This window comes from candidate division WOR-3 bacterium (assembly GCA_039801725.1).
In the GTDB taxonomy this organism is placed as follows: domain Bacteria; phylum Hydrothermota; class Tepidihabitantia; order Tepidihabitantales; family DTDR01; genus DTDR01.
The window spans coordinates 1-18,675 of the sequence record JBDRVE010000020.1 but is presented as its reverse complement, the minus strand read 5'-3'; the positions used below and the strand labels follow the sequence as shown (position 1 = coordinate 18,675).

General features: G+C 32.9%; 17 protein-coding genes and 1 tRNA gene. 14 read left to right on the top strand and 4 right to left on the bottom strand.

What is annotated here, in order from left to right:
- The first annotated feature begins 68 nt into the window (after positions 1–68).
- From ABIK75_05270 to ABIK75_05260, 3 genes are read left to right on the top strand one after another with little or no spacing between them, the layout of a single operon-like run.
- Positions 69–413 carry a hypothetical protein gene (locus ABIK75_05270; GenBank protein MEO0090497.1) on the top strand — a complete coding sequence of 115 codons (345 nt, stop codon included), beginning with the start codon at positions 69–71 and terminating at the stop codon, positions 411–413.
- A gap of 45 nt (positions 414–458) precedes the next feature.
- Positions 459–2,198: a hypothetical protein gene (locus ABIK75_05265; GenBank protein ID MEO0090496.1), complete on the top strand. Its 1,740-nt coding sequence runs from the start codon at positions 459–461 to the stop codon at positions 2,196–2,198.
- A gap of 57 nt (positions 2,199–2,255) precedes the next feature.
- Positions 2,256–3,986 (top strand): hypothetical protein, encoded by a 1,731-nt coding sequence (locus ABIK75_05260; protein ID MEO0090495.1) that lies wholly within the window; start codon positions 2,256–2,258, stop codon positions 3,984–3,986.
- Positions 3,987–3,990: 4 nt separating this feature from the next.
- Here the strand turns inward: ABIK75_05260 and recG are convergent, their stop codons facing one another.
- From recG to ABIK75_05240, 4 genes are read right to left on the bottom strand one after another with little or no spacing between them, the layout of a single operon-like run.
- Positions 3,991–6,078: an ATP-dependent DNA helicase RecG gene (gene recG, locus ABIK75_05255; GenBank protein MEO0090494.1), complete on the bottom strand. Its 2,088-nt coding sequence runs from the start codon at positions 6,076–6,078 to the stop codon at positions 3,991–3,993.
- A complete protein-coding gene (locus ABIK75_05250) occupies positions 6,075–6,800 on the bottom strand; it encodes a protein-L-isoaspartate(D-aspartate) O-methyltransferase (protein ID MEO0090493.1) in 726 nt (241 codons plus the stop codon). The genes recG and ABIK75_05250 overlap by 4 nt, the downstream gene beginning before the upstream one ends.
- Before the next feature lie 13 nt (positions 6,801–6,813).
- Positions 6,814–8,814: an NAD-dependent DNA ligase LigA gene (ligA, locus tag ABIK75_05245; GenBank protein MEO0090492.1), complete on the bottom strand. Its 2,001-nt coding sequence runs from the start codon at positions 8,812–8,814 to the stop codon at positions 6,814–6,816.
- A gap of 12 nt (positions 8,815–8,826) precedes the next feature.
- The gene (locus tag ABIK75_05240; GenBank protein MEO0090491.1) at positions 8,827–9,660 is read right to left on the bottom strand and encodes an MBL fold metallo-hydrolase; all 834 of its coding nucleotides are present in this window, start codon (positions 9,658–9,660) and stop codon (positions 8,827–8,829) included.
- A 470-nt stretch (positions 9,661–10,130) separates the two neighbouring features.
- Between ABIK75_05240 and ABIK75_05235 the strand changes: the two genes are divergently transcribed.
- The 11 genes from ABIK75_05235 to ABIK75_05185 form a co-directional block, all read left to right on the top strand.
- Positions 10,131–10,204 (top strand) — tRNA-Val (locus ABIK75_05235).
- Between the two features lie 21 nt (positions 10,205–10,225).
- Positions 10,226–10,714, top strand: a complete 489-nt coding sequence (locus tag ABIK75_05230) for a BCAM0308 family protein (protein ID MEO0090490.1) — start codon at positions 10,226–10,228, stop codon at positions 10,712–10,714.
- 20 nt (positions 10,715–10,734) lie between these two features.
- Positions 10,735–11,034 (top strand): co-chaperone GroES, encoded by a 300-nt coding sequence (groES, locus tag ABIK75_05225; GenBank protein ID MEO0090489.1) that lies wholly within the window; start codon positions 10,735–10,737, stop codon positions 11,032–11,034.
- Between the two features lies 1 nt (position 11,035).
- Positions 11,036–12,658, top strand: a complete 1,623-nt coding sequence (gene groL / locus ABIK75_05220; GenBank protein MEO0090488.1) for a chaperonin GroEL — start codon at positions 11,036–11,038, stop codon at positions 12,656–12,658.
- Positions 12,659–12,738: 80 nt separating this feature from the next.
- Positions 12,739–13,371 (top strand): prepilin-type N-terminal cleavage/methylation domain-containing protein, encoded by a 633-nt coding sequence (locus tag ABIK75_05215; GenBank protein MEO0090487.1) that lies wholly within the window; start codon positions 12,739–12,741, stop codon positions 13,369–13,371.
- A 34-nt stretch (positions 13,372–13,405) separates the two neighbouring features.
- Positions 13,406–13,909 (top strand): CvpA family protein, encoded by a 504-nt coding sequence (locus ABIK75_05210; GenBank protein MEO0090486.1) that lies wholly within the window; start codon positions 13,406–13,408, stop codon positions 13,907–13,909.
- 39 nt (positions 13,910–13,948) lie between these two features.
- The gene (locus ABIK75_05205; protein MEO0090485.1) at positions 13,949–15,244 is read left to right on the top strand and encodes a TolC family protein; all 1,296 of its coding nucleotides are present in this window, start codon (positions 13,949–13,951) and stop codon (positions 15,242–15,244) included.
- Positions 15,241–16,410: an efflux RND transporter periplasmic adaptor subunit gene (locus ABIK75_05200; GenBank protein MEO0090484.1), complete on the top strand. Its 1,170-nt coding sequence runs from the start codon at positions 15,241–15,243 to the stop codon at positions 16,408–16,410. Before ABIK75_05205 ends, ABIK75_05200 begins: the two co-directional genes overlap by 4 nt.
- Positions 16,410–17,090, top strand: coding sequence for an ABC transporter ATP-binding protein (locus ABIK75_05195; protein MEO0090483.1), 681 nt, complete (start codon positions 16,410–16,412; stop codon positions 17,088–17,090). The genes ABIK75_05200 and ABIK75_05195 overlap by 1 nt, the downstream gene beginning before the upstream one ends.
- The gene (locus ABIK75_05190) at positions 17,087–18,325 is read left to right on the top strand and encodes an ABC transporter permease (protein ID MEO0090482.1); all 1,239 of its coding nucleotides are present in this window, start codon (positions 17,087–17,089) and stop codon (positions 18,323–18,325) included. Before ABIK75_05195 ends, ABIK75_05190 begins: the two co-directional genes overlap by 4 nt.
- A 12-nt stretch (positions 18,326–18,337) precedes the next feature.
- On the top strand, positions 18,338–18,675 hold a 338-nt coding region (locus ABIK75_05185; GenBank protein ID MEO0090481.1), incomplete at its 3' end, for a CRISPR-associated endoribonuclease Cas6.

Here is an 18,675-nt window from a genome sequence, read left to right as displayed (position 1 = left end):
AATTTCCCTTGACTTTTTTTTTTCGTGCCTATATTTATATATGTAGGGAGAATATAAAGGAGGTTACTATGAAGAAAGTATTTCTTGGTTTATTGATTATGTTGATGGCAATTCCTTCCTTTTTAAATGCTTACGTACTTGTGATTCGGGTTATTGGTTATGGTAGTTACGTGGGTCCAGGATATATTGTTTTGTGCGCTTATCCAGCACCTTATACATGTGCAGAGATTATTATTGTCTACACTACACCTACTCCGCCTTCGGAAGTTTCTCAGGCATTGGTAGAGATAAAGGAAGGCGAAAATGCGGGTAAAAAATACTTGGCTACTTTTGCTGAACCGATACCTACTAATATTTCAGAAATTTATGGTGAAAATGTAAAGATTTCTCAATTGATACCGGTAGAAGAATAATTAACTTTTATTGACTTTTAGTTTTAATTAATTATATATTTTACTATGAGGAAATATTTGAATTTTAAAATAGTAGGATTATTGCTTCTCTTTCAATTGACTTTTTCTTTGGAAATAAAAGGTCGGCAGATGCTTCAAATTGAAGGGACTGAGAAAGAGGTGAGTAGGTTTTTAAAGAATTTAAAAATTTCTTATAAATCCGATACTGTTTTCGTTTTTATTGTTGCTCCTGGTGTAGCCCCTAGGATTGAACCTTTAATCACTCCTACGACTAATTTATTACGGAAACAAGGAATTAAACATGATATAATCCTTTTTGTCGTCTCTACTAAGAAAAAAGCAGGCAAAAAATATATTAAAAGAATGAATTTTCCTGTCGATTACGGAATAGTAATACCGGAGGAATTTTTAAAGTTTTTCAAATTTATTGCTGGCAGTGGGAAACCTCCTTGGATTGTTCCTTTTCTTACTAAATTCAGTGTTTCTTCAGGAGAGTTAATTTCTTCTTTTTGTTTGATGAACATAATAGATTCATTAAGAGTGAATAATTTTATTAAAGATGTTTCACGTCCAAAAGAGAGAAAAACCTTAGAAGAACTTTTTGAAAAGAAAAAAGAAAAAGAGAGTAAAATTGTATTTTCAAAGAAAATAAAGTTAATAGAAAATGAAGAATATCCCTTATCTTCGTATTATCTATATGTGAGAATTAGTCCTTCAGGACGGTATTTATCAATAACCGATCGCTTATCAAGTTTTATTTATATCTTTGATTTAAATACAGGAAAATTTGTGAACGTTCTTTATCCTGATTCTTCAGAAGAAAGGACGTTTATAAAGTTGCCTTCGGAAATATTTTATTCTCTGAGAGGGATATTTAGGGGAGTATATTTAAATCATTATTTTTCTAGTGAATCTACTATTTTAATTACTGCCTCTCTTCCAGAGGTTAAATACGATAAAAAGGAGATTATGAATTATTTGCCTGCTCCGGTTTTGATTGAAAAAAATATATTTTCTAACAAACCTTTAAAAATAACTTCTTTTCCATATTCAGAAACTCTTCCTTATTTTCCTTATTATTTGGATCACAAGGAAGCCTCTTTCGTATTAGAAAAAAGATTAATATTTTTGCCCTTTGGCAAAGGACCAATTCCTGCAGAAAATATAACACAAGAGCTTCCTGAATTAGAAAAAATATCTTTTACTAAGGACCCCTTTAGAAAGGAGTTTTATGAGAAAGATATATATCAATTTGGGATTTTTGATTTTGATGGTAAGTTTATTCGCTTTTTAGGAAGGTTGAGTAAATATTTTGAGGATTTAAAAATTGGTTATCCTATTCTTTATGGTTTAGTGAAGTTTTACTATGAAAACTATTACACCACAGATGGATTTTCAGGAATAATTTATAAATATGATAAAGATTTTAATTTATTAGATTCTATAAAAGTATTTGAGATAAACCTTTCTATTCCTGATATTGATTATGAAAAAGAACCTGTGAAATATATTTTGGAAGCTTTTGATAGGAATTTTTATCGTCGGATATTAGATTTCTTTATTAATAATGATACCTGTTATGTTTTTCTTAAAGAAAGAGAGGAACCTTATTTATATAAAATAAATCTTAAAAACAATAAAGTTAAAAAGTATTTACTTCCTACCCAATTAAAGAAAGAAAAGATAAATTATTGTTTTATAGATAAGAGAGAAAAAGATATTATTCTTATCGCCTTATTAGATAATCCTGAAGAGACTTTTTATTGTGAGATAAAAGTAAAATAATAATGAATTCCTTTTTTATAGAAAATATTGAAATTGTTTTATAAAAAGGAGAAATTAATGAGAAAAGATATTAACACTTTATTTTTCTTATTTTTAATTTCTTTTCTTTTTGCTAAATTAGAATGGGAAAAACAGATTCACCGAATGTATCAATTAGAAGGAACTAATAAATCAATTGAGAGGTTTTTTAAAAATTTAAATATCCCTTATAAGTCAGATACTGTTTATGTATTTATGGTGCCACCGATGGTGGCTGCCCGAGTCGAAATAGGAATAAATTCTTTTATTCAACATTTACGCAAGCAGGGTATAAAAAATGATATCGTTCTTCTTGCAATATCTAATAAAAAACGGGCGACGGAAAAGTATCTTGAAAGAAGAAGATTTATAGCAGATTATCAAAAAATAGTAAATGAAGAATTCCTGAAATTCTTTTATTTTTCTGGCAGTATTTTTGAGGTTCCTTTTGTTACCAAATTTTATCTTCCTAAAGGCGAATTGCTTTCTTCTTTTTCTTTAATGGGAGAAATTGATTCAATTACTGTCTCAGAATTTATTGCTGACTTATCAAAACCTAAAATTAAAAGGGAAACCATATCTCTTAAAAAAGTAAAGATAAAAGGAGAAAAATATAAGCCAATATTTGTAAAAAAATTAAAACTTTATGATACTGAAGAACATCCGCTTTCTTCTACTTTTTATATTAGTATTAATCCTTCAGGAACTTATCTTGCTTTAAGGGATAATCTTTCCTATAGTGTTTATATTTTTGATTTAATAACTGGCAAAATGTTGAATGTTTTATATCCTGATTCAATAGAAGAGAGAATGTTCGTTAATGTTCCTGAGAATATTTATGTAATATTAAAAAAGATGAATGTTTTAAATCCAATGTATTTTAACCCCCAATTTTATGACGATACTACCATTTTTATTAGTGCTTCTTTACCAAGAATTGAGATTGATATAAAAGGAAAAGATACAAATATAAGTTATTTTAATGCTCGTTGTCTTATTAGAAAGAGTATCTTTTCTAATAAAATATTAAAATATCTTCTATTTAAACAGCCTCCTTTAGACATCTCTTATCTAATTAAACATACTGATATCTCGGTTATTCCTCAAACTGGATTGATATTTGCTTTATTTAAAAAAGGTTGGCCTTATGGAGGTGAAGTATTAGATGAGTTAAAGATACCACCTGAAGAAAATCCATTTACCAATGAGTTTTATAAGGAACATTTATATCAATTCGCCATCTATGACTCAGAAGTTAATTTCCTTTGTTTTCTTGGCAGACTAAATAAGCAGTTTGAAGAATTAAAAATGGGTTATTTTCTTTGCGACGGATTTGTAAAATTTTATGGAGATAAATATTATCTCACTGATAGATATTCGGGAATAGTGTATATTTATAATCAAAAATTTAACTTGCTTGATTCAATTATATTATTTGAGAATTCTTCCCTTGTGTCGCCTTCTATTTCTTATTCCAAAGACCCTGTGGGTTATTTAGTGGAAGCATATAAGAAAAATTTTAAACGGCGTATTTTGGATTTTTTATTGTCAGATGGTTTTGGTTATGCTTTAATTAAGGAAGAGGAGCAGCCAGTAATATATAAAATAAATCTTAAAGAAAGAAAGGTAAGGAAAATCATTCTTCCAATTAAGATTGAAGGGAAAAAGATAAATTATTATATTTTAAGAAAAACTAATATAGGTAGCGTCGTATCGGCACTATTAGAAAACTTAGAAGAAACCTTTTATATTGAATTTAAACTTCCTTAAAGATTTATATTACCCTTGCCAATTCCACTTTGTCGGCAAATTTCCTTAATAAATTCTCTTTTACTATTCTATTTTCAAATTTTATTAAATTTGGGTCTTCTTCAATTATTTTGAAGGCATCCCTTTTTGCCATTAATAGTAAATCTTTATCTTTTATCAAATCGGCAATCTTAAATTCCGGTAGTCCGTGTTGTCGGGTGCCAAAGAATTCACCAGGGCCTCTTAATTCTAAATCTTTTTCTGCCAGATAAAAACCATCATCACTTTTGACAAAATAACTTAACCTTAAAAGAATTTTTTCATCGTTGATATTGGGTAAGATTAAAAAGCAATAAGAATCTTTTTCTCCCCTGCCAATCCTTCCTCTTAATTGGTGTAGTTGAGCAAGACCGAACCTTTCCGGATGTTCAATCACCATTATTGAAGCATTAGGAATATCAACACCAACTTCAATAACGGTTGTGGTTACTAAAATATGGATATTTCCTTTTTTAAACTCTTCCATTATTCTCATTCTTTCTTCACTTTTTATTCTGCCGTGTATTAAGGCAACCTTTAAATCCGGAAAGGTATTTTTTATCTCTTCATAAACCTTAGTTGCTGCTCTTAAACTCAACTTTTCACTCTCTTCAATTGTCGGACATACCCAATAAACTTGGTTACCGGTTAAGCAGGCTTTTCTTATTTTCTCAATTAATCTATTTCGCGCATTGACACTAATCAATTTAGTAATCACCTTTCCTCTGCCTGGTGGTTTTTCTGGTATAGTTGAAATATCTAAATCACCATAAAGAATATAACTTAAAGTTCTTGGTATTGGTGTCGCGGTCATAACCAAGAAATGGGGATTATTACCTTTGGCAAGTAAAGTGGCTCTCTGCATAACACCAAATCTGTGTTGTTCATCAACAATCACTAATCCCAAATTCTTGAAATTGACATCACTTTCTAATAAGGCATGGGTGCCAAAAACCAAGTCAATCTCTCCTTGACTAATTTTTAAATATATCCTTTCTTTCTCTCTTTTACTTACGCTACTGGTTAATAGGGCACTTCTTACATTTAATTTTAAGAGTTCTTTACACCAATTAAAGAAATGTTGCTCAGCAAGGATTTCGGTTGGTGCCATCATCGCTACTTGATAGCCATTTTCAATCGCAATCAAGGAGGTATAAATAGCAATCACTGTTTTGCCACTACCAACATCTCCTTGGAGGAGTCTTGTCATACTTTTTCCTTTTCTTAAATCTTCTTCAATCTCTTTTAGGACTTTTATTTGGGAAGGGGTTAATTGGAAAGGTAGATTACTAAGAAATTTCTTGGTTAATTCGCCATCGGTCTTAAAAATCGGCGAGGCTTTTAATTCTTCATACTTTTTCTTATTTAAGGCTAAAATAAGTTCAAAATAGAAGAGTTCCGAATAGGCTAATCTTTTTCTTGCCCTTTCGGTCTCTTTTAAATCTTCCGGAAAATGGATTTTTTTAAAGGATTCTCTTTTAAGATAAAAAGAGTATTTTTTGATAATTTCTTCTGGTAAGTCTTCTTCAATCAGGAAATAAGTTTTTTCTAATGCCTGTTTTATTGCTCTTCTAACATCCCAGTTAGAAAGTCCTTCGGTTAAAGGATAGATGGGAATGATTGTACCAGCGTAAATTTTTCTATTTTTATTATTTTCGTCAAGAATTTCATAATAAGGATTAACCATCTCTTTTTGTTTATAAAAATCAATCTTGCCTGAGACAATTAATTCCTGACCTTTTTGAAATTTATATTTTAAATCCGGTCTATTAAACCAGAGACATTTTAAATAATCATTACCATCCGAAAGGATAATTTCTATTATATTGCCTTTTGTTTTTGATTCTCTTTCGCCAACAAGGATAATTTTACCTTGGATAGTAACTTCTTCATCAATTTTACAATCTTTTATTTTTTTAATATCTTTTAAATTCCAATAGCGATAGGGAAGATGGTATAATAAATCTTCAATAGTATAGACATTTAACTTATGGAAAAGTTTTGCTTTCTTTGGTCCAATTCCTTTGAGATATTGAATATCTGAATCAAGGGTGAGGGGAATTTCTTTTTTCACTTTTCTTCTGGTTCAACCTCTATTCTACCGCGCATTGGAACAAAGCGGACATAGTCACAGACCTTTTCTATTAATTCTCCCTTCTTCTTAGTAAATAATGATAACACTTGAATACCATCTTTTTCCATTGGTGCCACAATTTTGCCGCCTTCTTTTAGTTGTTCTTTTAATGGCTTGGGAATATAAGGTAAGGCACAGGTGATAATTATCTTATCAAAGGGAGCATATTCTTGCCAACCTTCAAAGCCATCGCCCCATTTTACTTTTATATTATGATAACCAAGTTCTTTAAGCCTTTTCTCTGCCTCCTTTGCCAACTTTTCAATAATCTCAATGGTATAAACTTCTTTTACCAATAACGATAAAACTGCCGCCTGATATCCACTGCCGGTGCCAATCTCCAATACTTTATCACTTGTTTCCGGTTCTAAAAGATAGGTCATTAAGGCGACAATGAAAGGTTGGGAGATAGTTTGTCCTTCACCGATTGGTAGGGGATAATCGTTATAACTTTCTTCTCTAAAAGCCTCAGGAACAAAGAGATGTCTTTTTACTTCCCGCATTGCTTTTAATATTCTTTGGTCTTTAATTCCTCTTGCCTCAATCTGCTCTTTTACCATTCTTTCCCTTAATTTTGTGTAGTATTCTTCGCTATTTTCTTTTTTCATTTTTGGACAGAAAAGAATGATAGAGATGGTTAATAATTTCAATAATTTTTTCATTTAATCTTTTCAATTATTTTCCTTTTATCATCTCTAAGAATTCTTCTTCGCTGATTATCTTCACTCCCAATTCTTTTGCTTTATCCAATTTGGAACCAGGGTCAGCACCACAAATGAGATAATCGGTCTTTTTACTAACGGAAGTTCCCACATTGCCACCTAACGATAAAATCAATTCATGAACTTGTTGGCGGGTAAAGTTTTTCAAAGTACCGGTGACAACGAAAGTTTTTCCTGCCAAAATCTTTTTTTCCTCTTTCTTCTCGCGCTCAAAGTTTATTCCCACTTCTTTTAACTTGTTAATCAATTCAATATTTTCTTTTGTATGGAAAAAGTTATAAATACTTTCGGCAACGATTGGACCAATGCCACTAATGGATGACAATCTTTCTTTTGATGCCTTCATTAATTCATCAATATTATTAAAAGCATTGGCTAAAATTTGGGCAGTTCCTAAACCAACATGTCTAATACCTAAAGCATATAATACCCGATGAAAAGGTCGGTTTTTGCTTGCTTCAATTGCTTTTAATAAATTTTCGGCAGATTTCTCACCCATTCTTTCTAATTTTAATAAATCACCTTTCTTTAATTTGTAAATATCAGAAAAGTTTTTAATCAATCCTTTATCAACCAAAGTTTCTACCCATTTTTCTCCCAGTCCTTCAATATCCATTGCCTGACGCGACGCGAAATGGATAATTCTTCTTTTTATCTGGGCAGGACAACTGGCATTAATACAACGATAGGCAACCTCATCTGCCTCTCTCACGACCTTACCGCCACAAACTGGACAGGTTTCGGGCATTTGGAATTCCTTTTCTTCGCCCGTCCGTTTTTCTTTGATTACCTTTACCACCTGGGGAATCACTTCGCCTGCTTTTTCGATAATTACCCAATCACCAACTCTTATATCCTTTCTTTTTATTTCATCATAATTATGCAAAGTCGCGTGAGTGATTGTTGTTCCCGAAAGAAAGACTGGTTCAAATTCGGCTACCGGCGTTAAAGTGCCTACCCTTCCAACCTGGACATAAATTCTTTTTATTTTTGTTGTTGCCTGTTTCGGTGGATATTTATAAGCCACTGCCCAACGGGGGGCTTTTATCGTTTCACCAAGTTCCAATCGGTGTTTAAAAGAATCAACTTTGATAACAATTCCGTCCACTTCATAAGGTAATTCTTCTTTTTTATCTTTCCATTCTTCACAATAGGCAATAACATCATCAATTGATTTTAATATTTCCGAATGGGGAATCACCTTAAAGCCAATCTCTTTTAACTTTTTTAATACTTGATAATCGGAATCATATTTTTCGGAAGGGGGTTTAGGAATAGTATGAATAAAGATGTCTAAATTTCTTTTTGCTACTTCTCTTGGGTCAAGAAGTTTTAAACTACCGGCACAAGCATTTCGGGGATTGGCAAATAACGGTTCTCCTTCTTCTTCTCTTTGTTTATTCAGTTCTAAAAATTGTTTTTTTGTCAGATAAACTTCTCCTCTTACTTCAATATTAAGAAAATCGGGTTCATCGGTTAACAAATTAAGAGGCAAGGTTTTGATTGTTTTTAAATTCAAAGTAATATCATCACCCTTATGACCATCGCCTCTTGTAGCACCACGAACGAATTTTCCATCCCGATATAAAAGAGAGACTGCTACACCATCAACTTTTAATTCACAGATATAACGGGCGTTCGGTACTGTTTTTCTTATTCTTTTATCAAATTCTTTTAATTCATCATAAGAGTAAGTATTATCCAAAGAAAGCATCGGAATTTCGTGGGTAACCGTTTGAAACTCTTTTAATGGCTCGCCACCAACTCTTTGGGTGGGTGAATCGGGAGTAATAAGATGGGGAAATTGTCTTTCTAATTCAACCAATCTTTTATAAAGCATATCATATTCATAATCAGAAATAACCGGGTCATTTAAAACATAATAGCGATAATCGTGATATCTTATTTCTTTTCTTAATCTTTCAATCTCCTTTTTTGCTTCTTTTTCATCCATTAGTGCCTCCTTTTAACAAATGACCAGATATTCTTCTTCATTAATAAATTTAATCATACTAATATTTGGGTCGTGCTCAAAAACCAAATACCACTTCTCTTTTTTTGCCTTTTTCAAAAGTTCTTCTTTAAATTTCATAGTTTCCAAAGGGAATAGGTCGTAACCCATAATATAAGGAATTTTCAAATGACTTAGGGTAGGAATCAAATCACCTAAATAGCAACAAGTTTCTCCTTCACTTTGGATAAGAATAATTTGGTGACCAACGGTGTGACCACCAGTTTTTATCACATAGATTCCATCGGTAATCTTTTCGTTTTCAGGAAATTTGAATTTGTCTCTGATGGGTAAAAAGTTCTCTTTTAAATAACTATTCTTTGAACGGACATCGGGAGCAAGGGCATATTCAAATTCTTCCTTTTGGACAAAATAGATTGCCTTTTTGAAAGTTGGAATATATTCTATTATCTCCTTTTCATAAGTAATCGCTTTTGTATTACCACCACAATGGTCAAAATGAAGATGAGTATTTATCACAATCTCAATATCCTCTAAAGTAATTTTCAACTCTTTCAATTCTTTTTCGATATTTAAATACTGGTTTTCAATCTTATAAATATCAACATACTTCTCATTAAACTTTGTGCCAATTCCAGTATCAATTAAAATTAATTCGTTAGGAGTTTTTACTAACAAGGTTCTTAAAGCGAGTCTAATTCTATTTCTCTCGTCAGCAGGATTCATTTTTTCCCAAATTACTTTAGGTACAATACCAAACATCGCTCCACCATCTAATCCAAAATAACCATCAAGAATTGGATAGATTTCAAACTTCCCCAATTTCATAATTTAATTTTATAAGAAAATTAGAGAAAGTCAATATTAAAGATTTAAAAGGCAAATTGGTAAAATTAATTTTTCTTTCTTTGTAGCAAAATATCTATGAGGATTAATACCGATAATCTTAATAGGTGTATGGGTGCTATACTTATATAGATTATCGGTAATATACCTATTAAGATGAATAACAAGATGCCTATTAGAATGAACGATAAGATACAATTTAAAGTTATTGATATAGCATCTTTTAATACCCAGATTAATATATCTATTAAGACGATGATAAAGGCATAGAGGGATATGTTCCCTATCTTTATTATAAATTTAAGATAAGTATTTGAAATACAAAGACTTATAAGAAAATTCCACTTTAAAATTTGTTGTGTCTCATGCAACTTTTTAAATTTAGTTTTAATTTAATTGGTTATTTATTCTTATTGACATTTCCACAAATTTTGTTATGATATATAACTAATGGGCGAATAGCTCAGTTGGCGAGAGCGCCTCCCTTACAAGGAGGAGGTCACCCGTTCAAATCGGGTTTCGCCCATTTTTAATTTTCTTATAACTTATGAGAAAAATAATCAGAAAAGAACCAAAGAAAAAAGGTGATGATCCTTATTTATTGCCTAAAAGTTTACCAGATCCAACAATTTGTCCTACCTGTAATCTTTTATATCATGATAAAAGATGGATAAGAAATGATGAACTAGCGAATATGGTGAGTATGGTTGCTTATAAATATAAATGTCCCTCCTGCCGGAAAATAGAAGACCATTATGTTATGGGGGTTGTGAATATCAGCGGAAATTTCTATCATACTCATAGGGAAGATATTGTGAATCTGGTAAAGAACACTGAGAAAAGAGAAATTTTAAGGAATCCTTTGGATAGGATAATGAGTCTAAAAAATGTTAAAGATATGCTGGTGATAGAGACTACTTCAGAAAATTTAGCGATTGCGATTGGTAAGGCACTCAAAAGGGCTTATAAAGGAAATTTAGAGATAAAATTTTCTTCTGATAACAAGTTTGTAAGAGTTAATTGGCAGCGCGATTAAAATTTAAAAAGGAGGGAAATATGAAAATAAAACCCTTGGCTGACAGGGTTGTTGTTGAAAGAATAGAAGAAGAGGAAGTAAAAAAGGGCGGTATCATTTTACCGGATACCGCTAAAGAGAAGCCGATTAAGGGCAAAGTTATTGCGGTTGGTCCTGGTCGTCTTGATGATAAAGGAAATCGTATTCCAATGGAAGTGAAGAAAGGAGACATTGTTCTCTTCGGAAAGTATGCCGGTCAAGAAATCAAAATCGATAACAAGGAGTATCTCATAATGAGGGAAGATGAGATTTTAGCAATAATTGAAGAAAAGGAGGAGTAATATGGCAGCAAAAGAATTGAAATTTAATGAAGAAGCAAGAAGAGCAATTTTACGTGGTGTAGAAACCTTAGCAGCCGCAGTAAAGGCTACGCTTGGTCCTAAGGGAAGAAATGTGGTTATCGAAAAGAAATGGGGTGCTCCGACGATCACCAAAGACGGTGTCACCGTAGCGAAAGAGATTGAATTAGAAGACAAATTTGAAAATCTTGGTGCTCAAATGGTAAAGGAAGTTGCTTCGAAAACTTCTGATGTTGCGGGTGACGGCACTACTACCGCGACGGTTTTAGCAGAAGCGATTTATCGAGAGGGATTAAAAGTAGTTGCTGCTGGTGCTAATGCGATGGCGGTTCAGAGAGGTATTGAGAAGGCGGTAAATACCGTTGTGGAGGAGTTGAAGAAGATTTCCAAAAAGATCTCTTCTCGTCAAGAAATTGCCCAAGTGGCAACGATTGCGGCAAATAATAATGCCGAAATCGGTAATCTAATTGCTGATGCGATGGAAAAAGTCGGTAAGGAAGGTGTGATCACGGTTGAAGAGGCAAAATCCTTAGAAACTACTTTGGAAGTCGTTGAAGGAATGCAATTTGACCGTGGTTATCTTTCTCCTTATTTCATTACCAATCCCGACAAAATGGAGTGCGAATTAGAAGATTGTTATATTTTGCTTTATGAGAAAAAGATTTCTTCGGCAAGAGATTTATTGCCAATTTTAGAAAAGGTTGCGCAAAAGGGCAAACCGATTTTAATAATCGCCGAAGAAGTTGAAGGTGAGGCGCTTGCTACCTTAGTCGTGAATAAAGTTCGGGGCACTCTCCAATGCTGCGCAGTTAAGGCACCAGGCTATGGTGAAAGAAGAAGGGCGATGATGGAGGATATTGCTATCCTTACCGGTGGTCGGTTAATTTCCGAAGATTTGGGAATTAAATTAGAAAATGTCCAAATCTCTGATTTAGGAAGAGCAAAGCGAGTGGTGGTGGACAAAGAGAATACGACGATTGTGGAAGGTATGGGTTCTAAGAAAGAGATTCAAGGTCGGATTGAGATGATTAGAAAACAGATTGAGGAGACAAAATCGGATTATGACCGTGAGAAATTACAAGAGCGATTGGCAAAATTGGCCGGTGGTGTGGCGGTCATTAATGTTGGTGCGGCTACCGAAGTGGAAATGAAACAGAAGAAAGCCTTAGTAGAAGATGCTTTACACGCTACAAGGGCAGCGGTTGAAGAAGGTGTTGTTCCTGGTGGCGGTGTTGCCTTAATCCGTTGCATTCCGGCTTTAGAAAAACTAAAATTGGAAGGCGACGAACAGATTGGTGTGGAGATTGTGAAAAAGGCGTTGGAAGAGCCGCTCAAACAACTTGCCAACAATGCGGGGGTTGAAGGTTCGGTAATTGTTGAGAAAGTGAAAGCCGAAAAGAATCCCAATGTTGGTTTCAATGTGGAGACAATGAAATTTGAGGATATGTTTGAAGCAGGAATTATCGATCCGACAAAAGTTACTCGGACTGCGCTCCAAAATGCGAGTAGCGTTGCTGCTTTACTGGTGACTACCGAATGCGCAATCGTTGAGAAACCTGAAAAAGAGAAGATGCCACCAACCCCACCGGGCGGATATGAATATTAATCGTTAAACTAAAATTCCCAAAAGGAGAGGCTCCGTCGAAAAGACGGAGCCTTTTATTTTTTAGAAAAATTCTTAGAGAAATGGGAGAGAAAAAAGGTTTCACTTTAATAGAAATGCTTTTAGTAATTTTGATTATTGGTATTTTAATAAATATTTTTCTTCCCCATTTCTCACTTTTTCAAGAAAGAGCAAAAAGAACACAAATAAAAAACAATATGCAAGTTCTCCAGAAGGCCTTAATGGCTTGGGCAGCAGACCACAGCGGTGAATTTCCTTTACCTGATATTGTTGGCGAAGTTTTGGATCCGGAAGGTCCATTGGCCTATTATTTTCCAGGCGGTAATCCGGCAAATGAAGATAATATTGGTAATTTTCCAATCAACCCTTATACTGGTTTAAGGTATAATAGTGAATATGAAGATTTATTTTATGGTGGCAATTATGTTTTTGAAAATTATGGTGATAATGCCAAGACTTGGGCCGGAGATACTACCTGTCCTTATTTAAAATGGGCAAGTGATGAGGCAATTTCCGGTCAGATTGCTGTTGGTGTCTATTTTGATACAATAACTTATGCTGTTATCCAATATGGGATTGCTGGTTGGGGAAGATGTTTTTTAGATAGTTTAAACTATCCGCTATACGAAGTTACGCCTCTCGCGAAAGACCCTTTTGATAAAAGATATTGGAAATTTTATATTCTTCACAATTAATTGACAATTTTATTTATTTTATTTAAAATATAGCATGACTTTCTTAGATGTTTTAATCCCCCTTTTTATTTTGATTGTAGCAATAATTCAGGCGATTAGGGGAAGAGCAGGAATGGGGAAACCTCTTTTTGAAATGGTTGCTTTTATTTTGGCAGTAGTTTTAGCAAACCGATTTAAAGAGGGTTTAAGTTCTTTAATAAAATTAGATGTTTATTGGACTTTTTTAATTACCTTTATTATTCTTTTAATTATTCTTCTCTATCTTGCCTATCTTCTTTTTAATATTACCGAATGGTCTTTAGGTAACTTAGACTCTTTTTTCTCCTTTTTATTTGGTATTGCGATTGGTTGGGTTATCTGTTTTGTTGTTATAAAATTTCTATATCTGAAATATACCGAAGAGAGCGAAATCGGTTTCTTATTATCTTCTTCCAAAATGGCGAATGAGATATATTATTTTAAGACTTATAACAAAATAATGGAACTTCTTTATAAAGCCAAATTAGGACCAGAAGTTGAAGAGATACCAAATCCCTAAACCTAATTTGTTAAATATTAATCTAATAATAATAGTAAGATGATTACTTTTATTCTTTCTTTTCTTATTCTTACCGAACCCGTCCATATTTATTACTTTCCTGATACTTTATATATTTCTTTGAAAGAGGCTAAAGAGTACGCAAGAAAATATAGTGTCTATAAAGAAGAAGCCGATTATTATAAAAAAACTGGTATAAATAATGTTTTGGGAATAAGTTCTGAATTGTTACCATCAATAAATCTATCTTTCTCTTATTCTGAAACTAAAGAGCCAACGAAAAGTTCCTATCGGGGAAGTTTTACGATTAATGAAAAGGTTTTTGATATAGAGACTTATCTAAATCTCTTCTTTATCAACAAAAGTTTTAATTTTTATAATTTAAGCAAGAAAGAGAGGTTGGAGTATTTAGATTATATTTGTGAGAATTCTTATTTTAATCTTTTACGTTTTTACAATATCTATCAAGTAAAGAAAAATCTCTTAGCCTACAAAGAAGAGTATAAAAATCTAATTGAAGAGAAATATAAACTTGGTCAAGTTAGTAAGGTTGATTATTTGCGGGCAAAAACCGATTATGCCTTGGCTTCCCAACAACTTTTGAGTAGTGAGAAAAATTTCAAGCAGGCAATGGTTGCCTTAAAGATTATTTTGGGGATAAAAGAAGATAAAATTATCCTTCCTAAAACCGAGATACCCGAATTAAAAGAGGAATTTCTTAATAGAATAAAGAAAATTGGTGAAAAAGAAGTAGATAAAGTTTTAAAAGAAAACTTGAATCTAAAAAAAGCCAGTATCCAAAAGACCTTGGCAAAAGTTTCTTATGCTTCGGCAATATTAAGAATTTTTCCAATTTGTCAATTTTCTTACACCTCGGCTTATAGTGATAGTGAAAGATTTTATTTCACCCTAAAAGATTGGGATCAAAGGGATAATATTTCTTTTTCTCTTTCCTTTTCTTTTCCGCTCTTTGACCTTAAGAATTATCTGTTAAATATTAATAATAAGAAATTACAATTAAAAAAGAGCAAGATTGACGAAAGAAAAACTTATGAAGAGATTTTAAAATCAACGATGGATGGTCTTTTAAGTTTAAAAGAAGCGATTGAGAAATACGAATACGGCAAGGCAAATTTAGAGATGGCAGAAGAACTTTATTCTTTGGCAAAGGAACAGTTGAGATTGGGAAAGATTTCTTATTTAGACTTTATGAATATTGAAAACACTTATAACGAAGCCAAAAGTAATTATATCTCCTCTCTTTGTGATATTTATATGGGCATTTCTCTTTTAAGATATTTAGGTTTAAAAGATTTAAAAATGGAGGAAGAATGAAGAAGAAGATATTTTTAATTATTGGCATTCTGGTTTTTATTGGACTAATAGTGGTACTTAATTTGACAAAGAAAGAAGAGGGAAAAGAGGTAGAGGTAGCAAAGGTTGAATACGGAAGCATTATTTCTAAAATAAGTGGCGATGGTGAGTTGAAAGCAAAGACCCAAGTTAATATTCAATCTCAAGTGATGGGTCGGGTAGAAAAGATTTTTGTCAAAGAAGGCGAAAGAGTTAAAAAGGGTGATTTACTTTGTCTATTAGAAAGAAAAAGTTATGAGGCAAATTTAACATTACAAAAAGCCAGATATGAACAGGCAAAAAATAGTTTTATAAGAATTGATTCGTTATATAAAAAAAGATTAATTAGCGATGAAGAATACGAAAGGGCAAAAACCGAATACGAAGCAGCAAAAGCCAGTTATGAAGATGCCTTAGATAAATATAATAAAACCGAAATTCGCTCACCAATTAATGGCACAGTAGTAAAATTAAACATTGAAGAAGGAGAAACAGCGATTATTGGCACAATGAATAATCCTGGTACAATAATGATGGTAATTGCTGATTTATCCAAGATGATGGCAGTGATTGAAGTTTCTGAAAGGGATGTGGTTGATATTAAGATTGGCAATCCAGCAAAGATTACCTTAGATGCTCTGCCTGATACATTTTTTGTTGGTCAAGTAACAAGAATTGGTTATGTACCAATCACTACTGCTGCCACGACTACTGAAAAGATAACCAATTTTGAAGTGGAAGTGGAATTGGAAGATACCAGTTTCTTATTAAGACCAGGGATGAGTGTTCATTGTGAGATAATTACTGCGGAAAAAGATAGTGTTTTGGTTGTGCCGATTTCGGCAATTGGTAGAAGGAGAATTGGTGGTAAAGAGGTTGATGCCTGTTTTGTTATTGAAAATGGTAAAGCCAAATTGAGACCGGTAAAAGTTGGTAGTTATGGTGATTTTGAAGCAGAGATTATTGATGGTTTAAAAGAGGGCGAAGAAGTGATTACTGGTCCTTATTCAGTTTTGGCAAAATTGAATGAGGGTGATTTAGTAAAGCCAAAAAGAAGGGAGAGGGCAGAGAGAAGAAGGGGAGATGCCGGTGATGTAATTAGAACAATGCGGTTTATCCAAAGACCAAGAGTAAGGGTTAGGAGATAATGCTTTGTCAACTTATCAACATTAAAAAAGTTTACTCAACAGGAAAAGTAAGTTTTCCGGCTTTAAATGGTATTAATTTAACTATTGAAAAGGGAGAATATACCGCAATAATGGGACCTTCGGGAAGTGGCAAATCAACCCTTTTAAATATTATCGGTTTTCTTGATACACCAACCGAAGGAAAATATTATTATCAAGGAAAAGAAGTGAGCAATTTAACTGATTATGAATTGGCAAAATTAAGAAATAAAGAGGTAGGTTTTGTCTTTCAGAACTTCAACCTTTTGCCACGATTAACTGCTTTTAGTAATGTGGAATTGCCACTAATTTATGCGGGGATTGGTGTCAAAGAACGGAGAAGATTGGTAATGGAAATGTTAGAAAAGGTTGGTTTAAAAGAAAGGGCAACTCACAGACCAAATGAACTTTCCGGTGGCGAGATGCAAAGGGTAGCAATTGCGCGGGCATTGGTTAATAATCCCTCTTTAATTTTGGCTGATGAACCGACTGGTAATTTGGATACAAAGAGTGGTAACGAGATAATGAAAATCTTTGACCAATTGGCAAGTGAAGGCAGGACAATCATCATTGTTACCCATGACCCAAATATCGCTTCTCACGCCAAAAGATTAATAAGGATAACCGATGGGATAATAATTGAAGATAAGATAATCAAATGAAATTAATTGAAATATTAAAGTTATCAATATCTACTTTTAAAACCCATCGACTCCGTTCCTTTTTAACAACCTTAGGAATAATTATTGGCGTAATGACAGTTATTGCTATTCTTTCTTTAATTCAAGGTTTAAATATGACAGTAGAAAAACAGATAAGTTCATTAGGTTCCAATACAATTTTTGTTCAAAAGATTGCTTGGGGAATGGGCAGGGTTGATTTTGAAGAAGTTGCCAAAAGAAAAGATTTAACAATCGAAGATGGCGAAGCCTTAAAGAAATTGCCTTCGGTTGATAAACTTTCTTATGTAAAATCAACCAATGTGGGCACAATAACTTACGGAATAAATAAGGCAAGAAACATTGAAGTTATCGGTTCCGATGAAAATTTACAATATACTTCCAACTATACCGTTACTACTGGTCGGTTTATTAACGAAGATGATTTCAAAAGAAGAAGAAAAGTTTGTGTAATTGGTTCTTATATTGTGGAGAATTTATTTCCTAATACCGACCCACTTTTTAAAACAATCAATCTGGGTGGCAAGCAGTTTACGATCATTGGTGTATTAGAACCAAAAGGAACTTTTATGGGACAACCCCAAGATAATATCATCATCATTCCCTTGACCACCTTTGATGAAGTCTTTCCTCGACCAGTTGGTTTTCAAAGACTTTGGCGTAGTTTATCCTTTCAGATTTTACCCAAGGATGGTAAGAATTTAGAAAGGACAATTGATGAGATAAGAGAGGTTTTGCGAAGAAGAAGGAGATTAGGGTTTGACAAACCTGATGATTTTGGTATTAATACCCAACAGACATTAAGAGAGATATATAGAAATATAACCAACGTTGCTTTTATTGTGATGATTGCCGTAGCGGCAATCTCATTAATTGTTGGTGGCATTGGAATTATGAATATAATGCTTGTTGCGGTAACCGAAAGGACAAGAGAGATTGGTTTAAGAAAAGCGGTTGGTGCTTCTAATCGGGATATTTTATTACAATTTTTATTAGAAGCCTGCTTTTTATCCTTTTTAGGTGGTTTAATTGGTTTAATTTTAGGAATAAGTAGTGCCAAAATTATTGCTGCCTTAACGCCCTTAGAATCAGCCGTTCCTTTGTGGGTAGTAATTATTGGTGTTTTATTTCCCATTTGTGTTGGTATCTTTTTTGGCATCTATCCTGCCACCCGTGCTGCCAAACTCAATCCCATCGAGGCATTAAGATACGAATAATATCAACTTAGTATGAGACTCAAAATAGTTTTGACAAATTCCAAAGAAGAGAAAATTGTTCTGCCAATCCATTATAATCATCTATTACAGGCTTTTATTTATAATAACATTGACAAAGACCTTGCTAATTTTTTACATAATGAAGGGTATAAATATCAGAAGAGGAATTTTAAAATGTTTGTCTTTTCTCGGATATTTTCTAAGGAGATGGGACTCCACAAGGAAGAGATAATTTTTGATAAAGAGATTTATTTCTTTCTCTCTTCGCCGATAAAAGAATTCTTATCCCAGTTTGCTGAGAAACTTTTAAAAAATTACGAATTCAAGATTTATAAAAGCAATTTAAATTT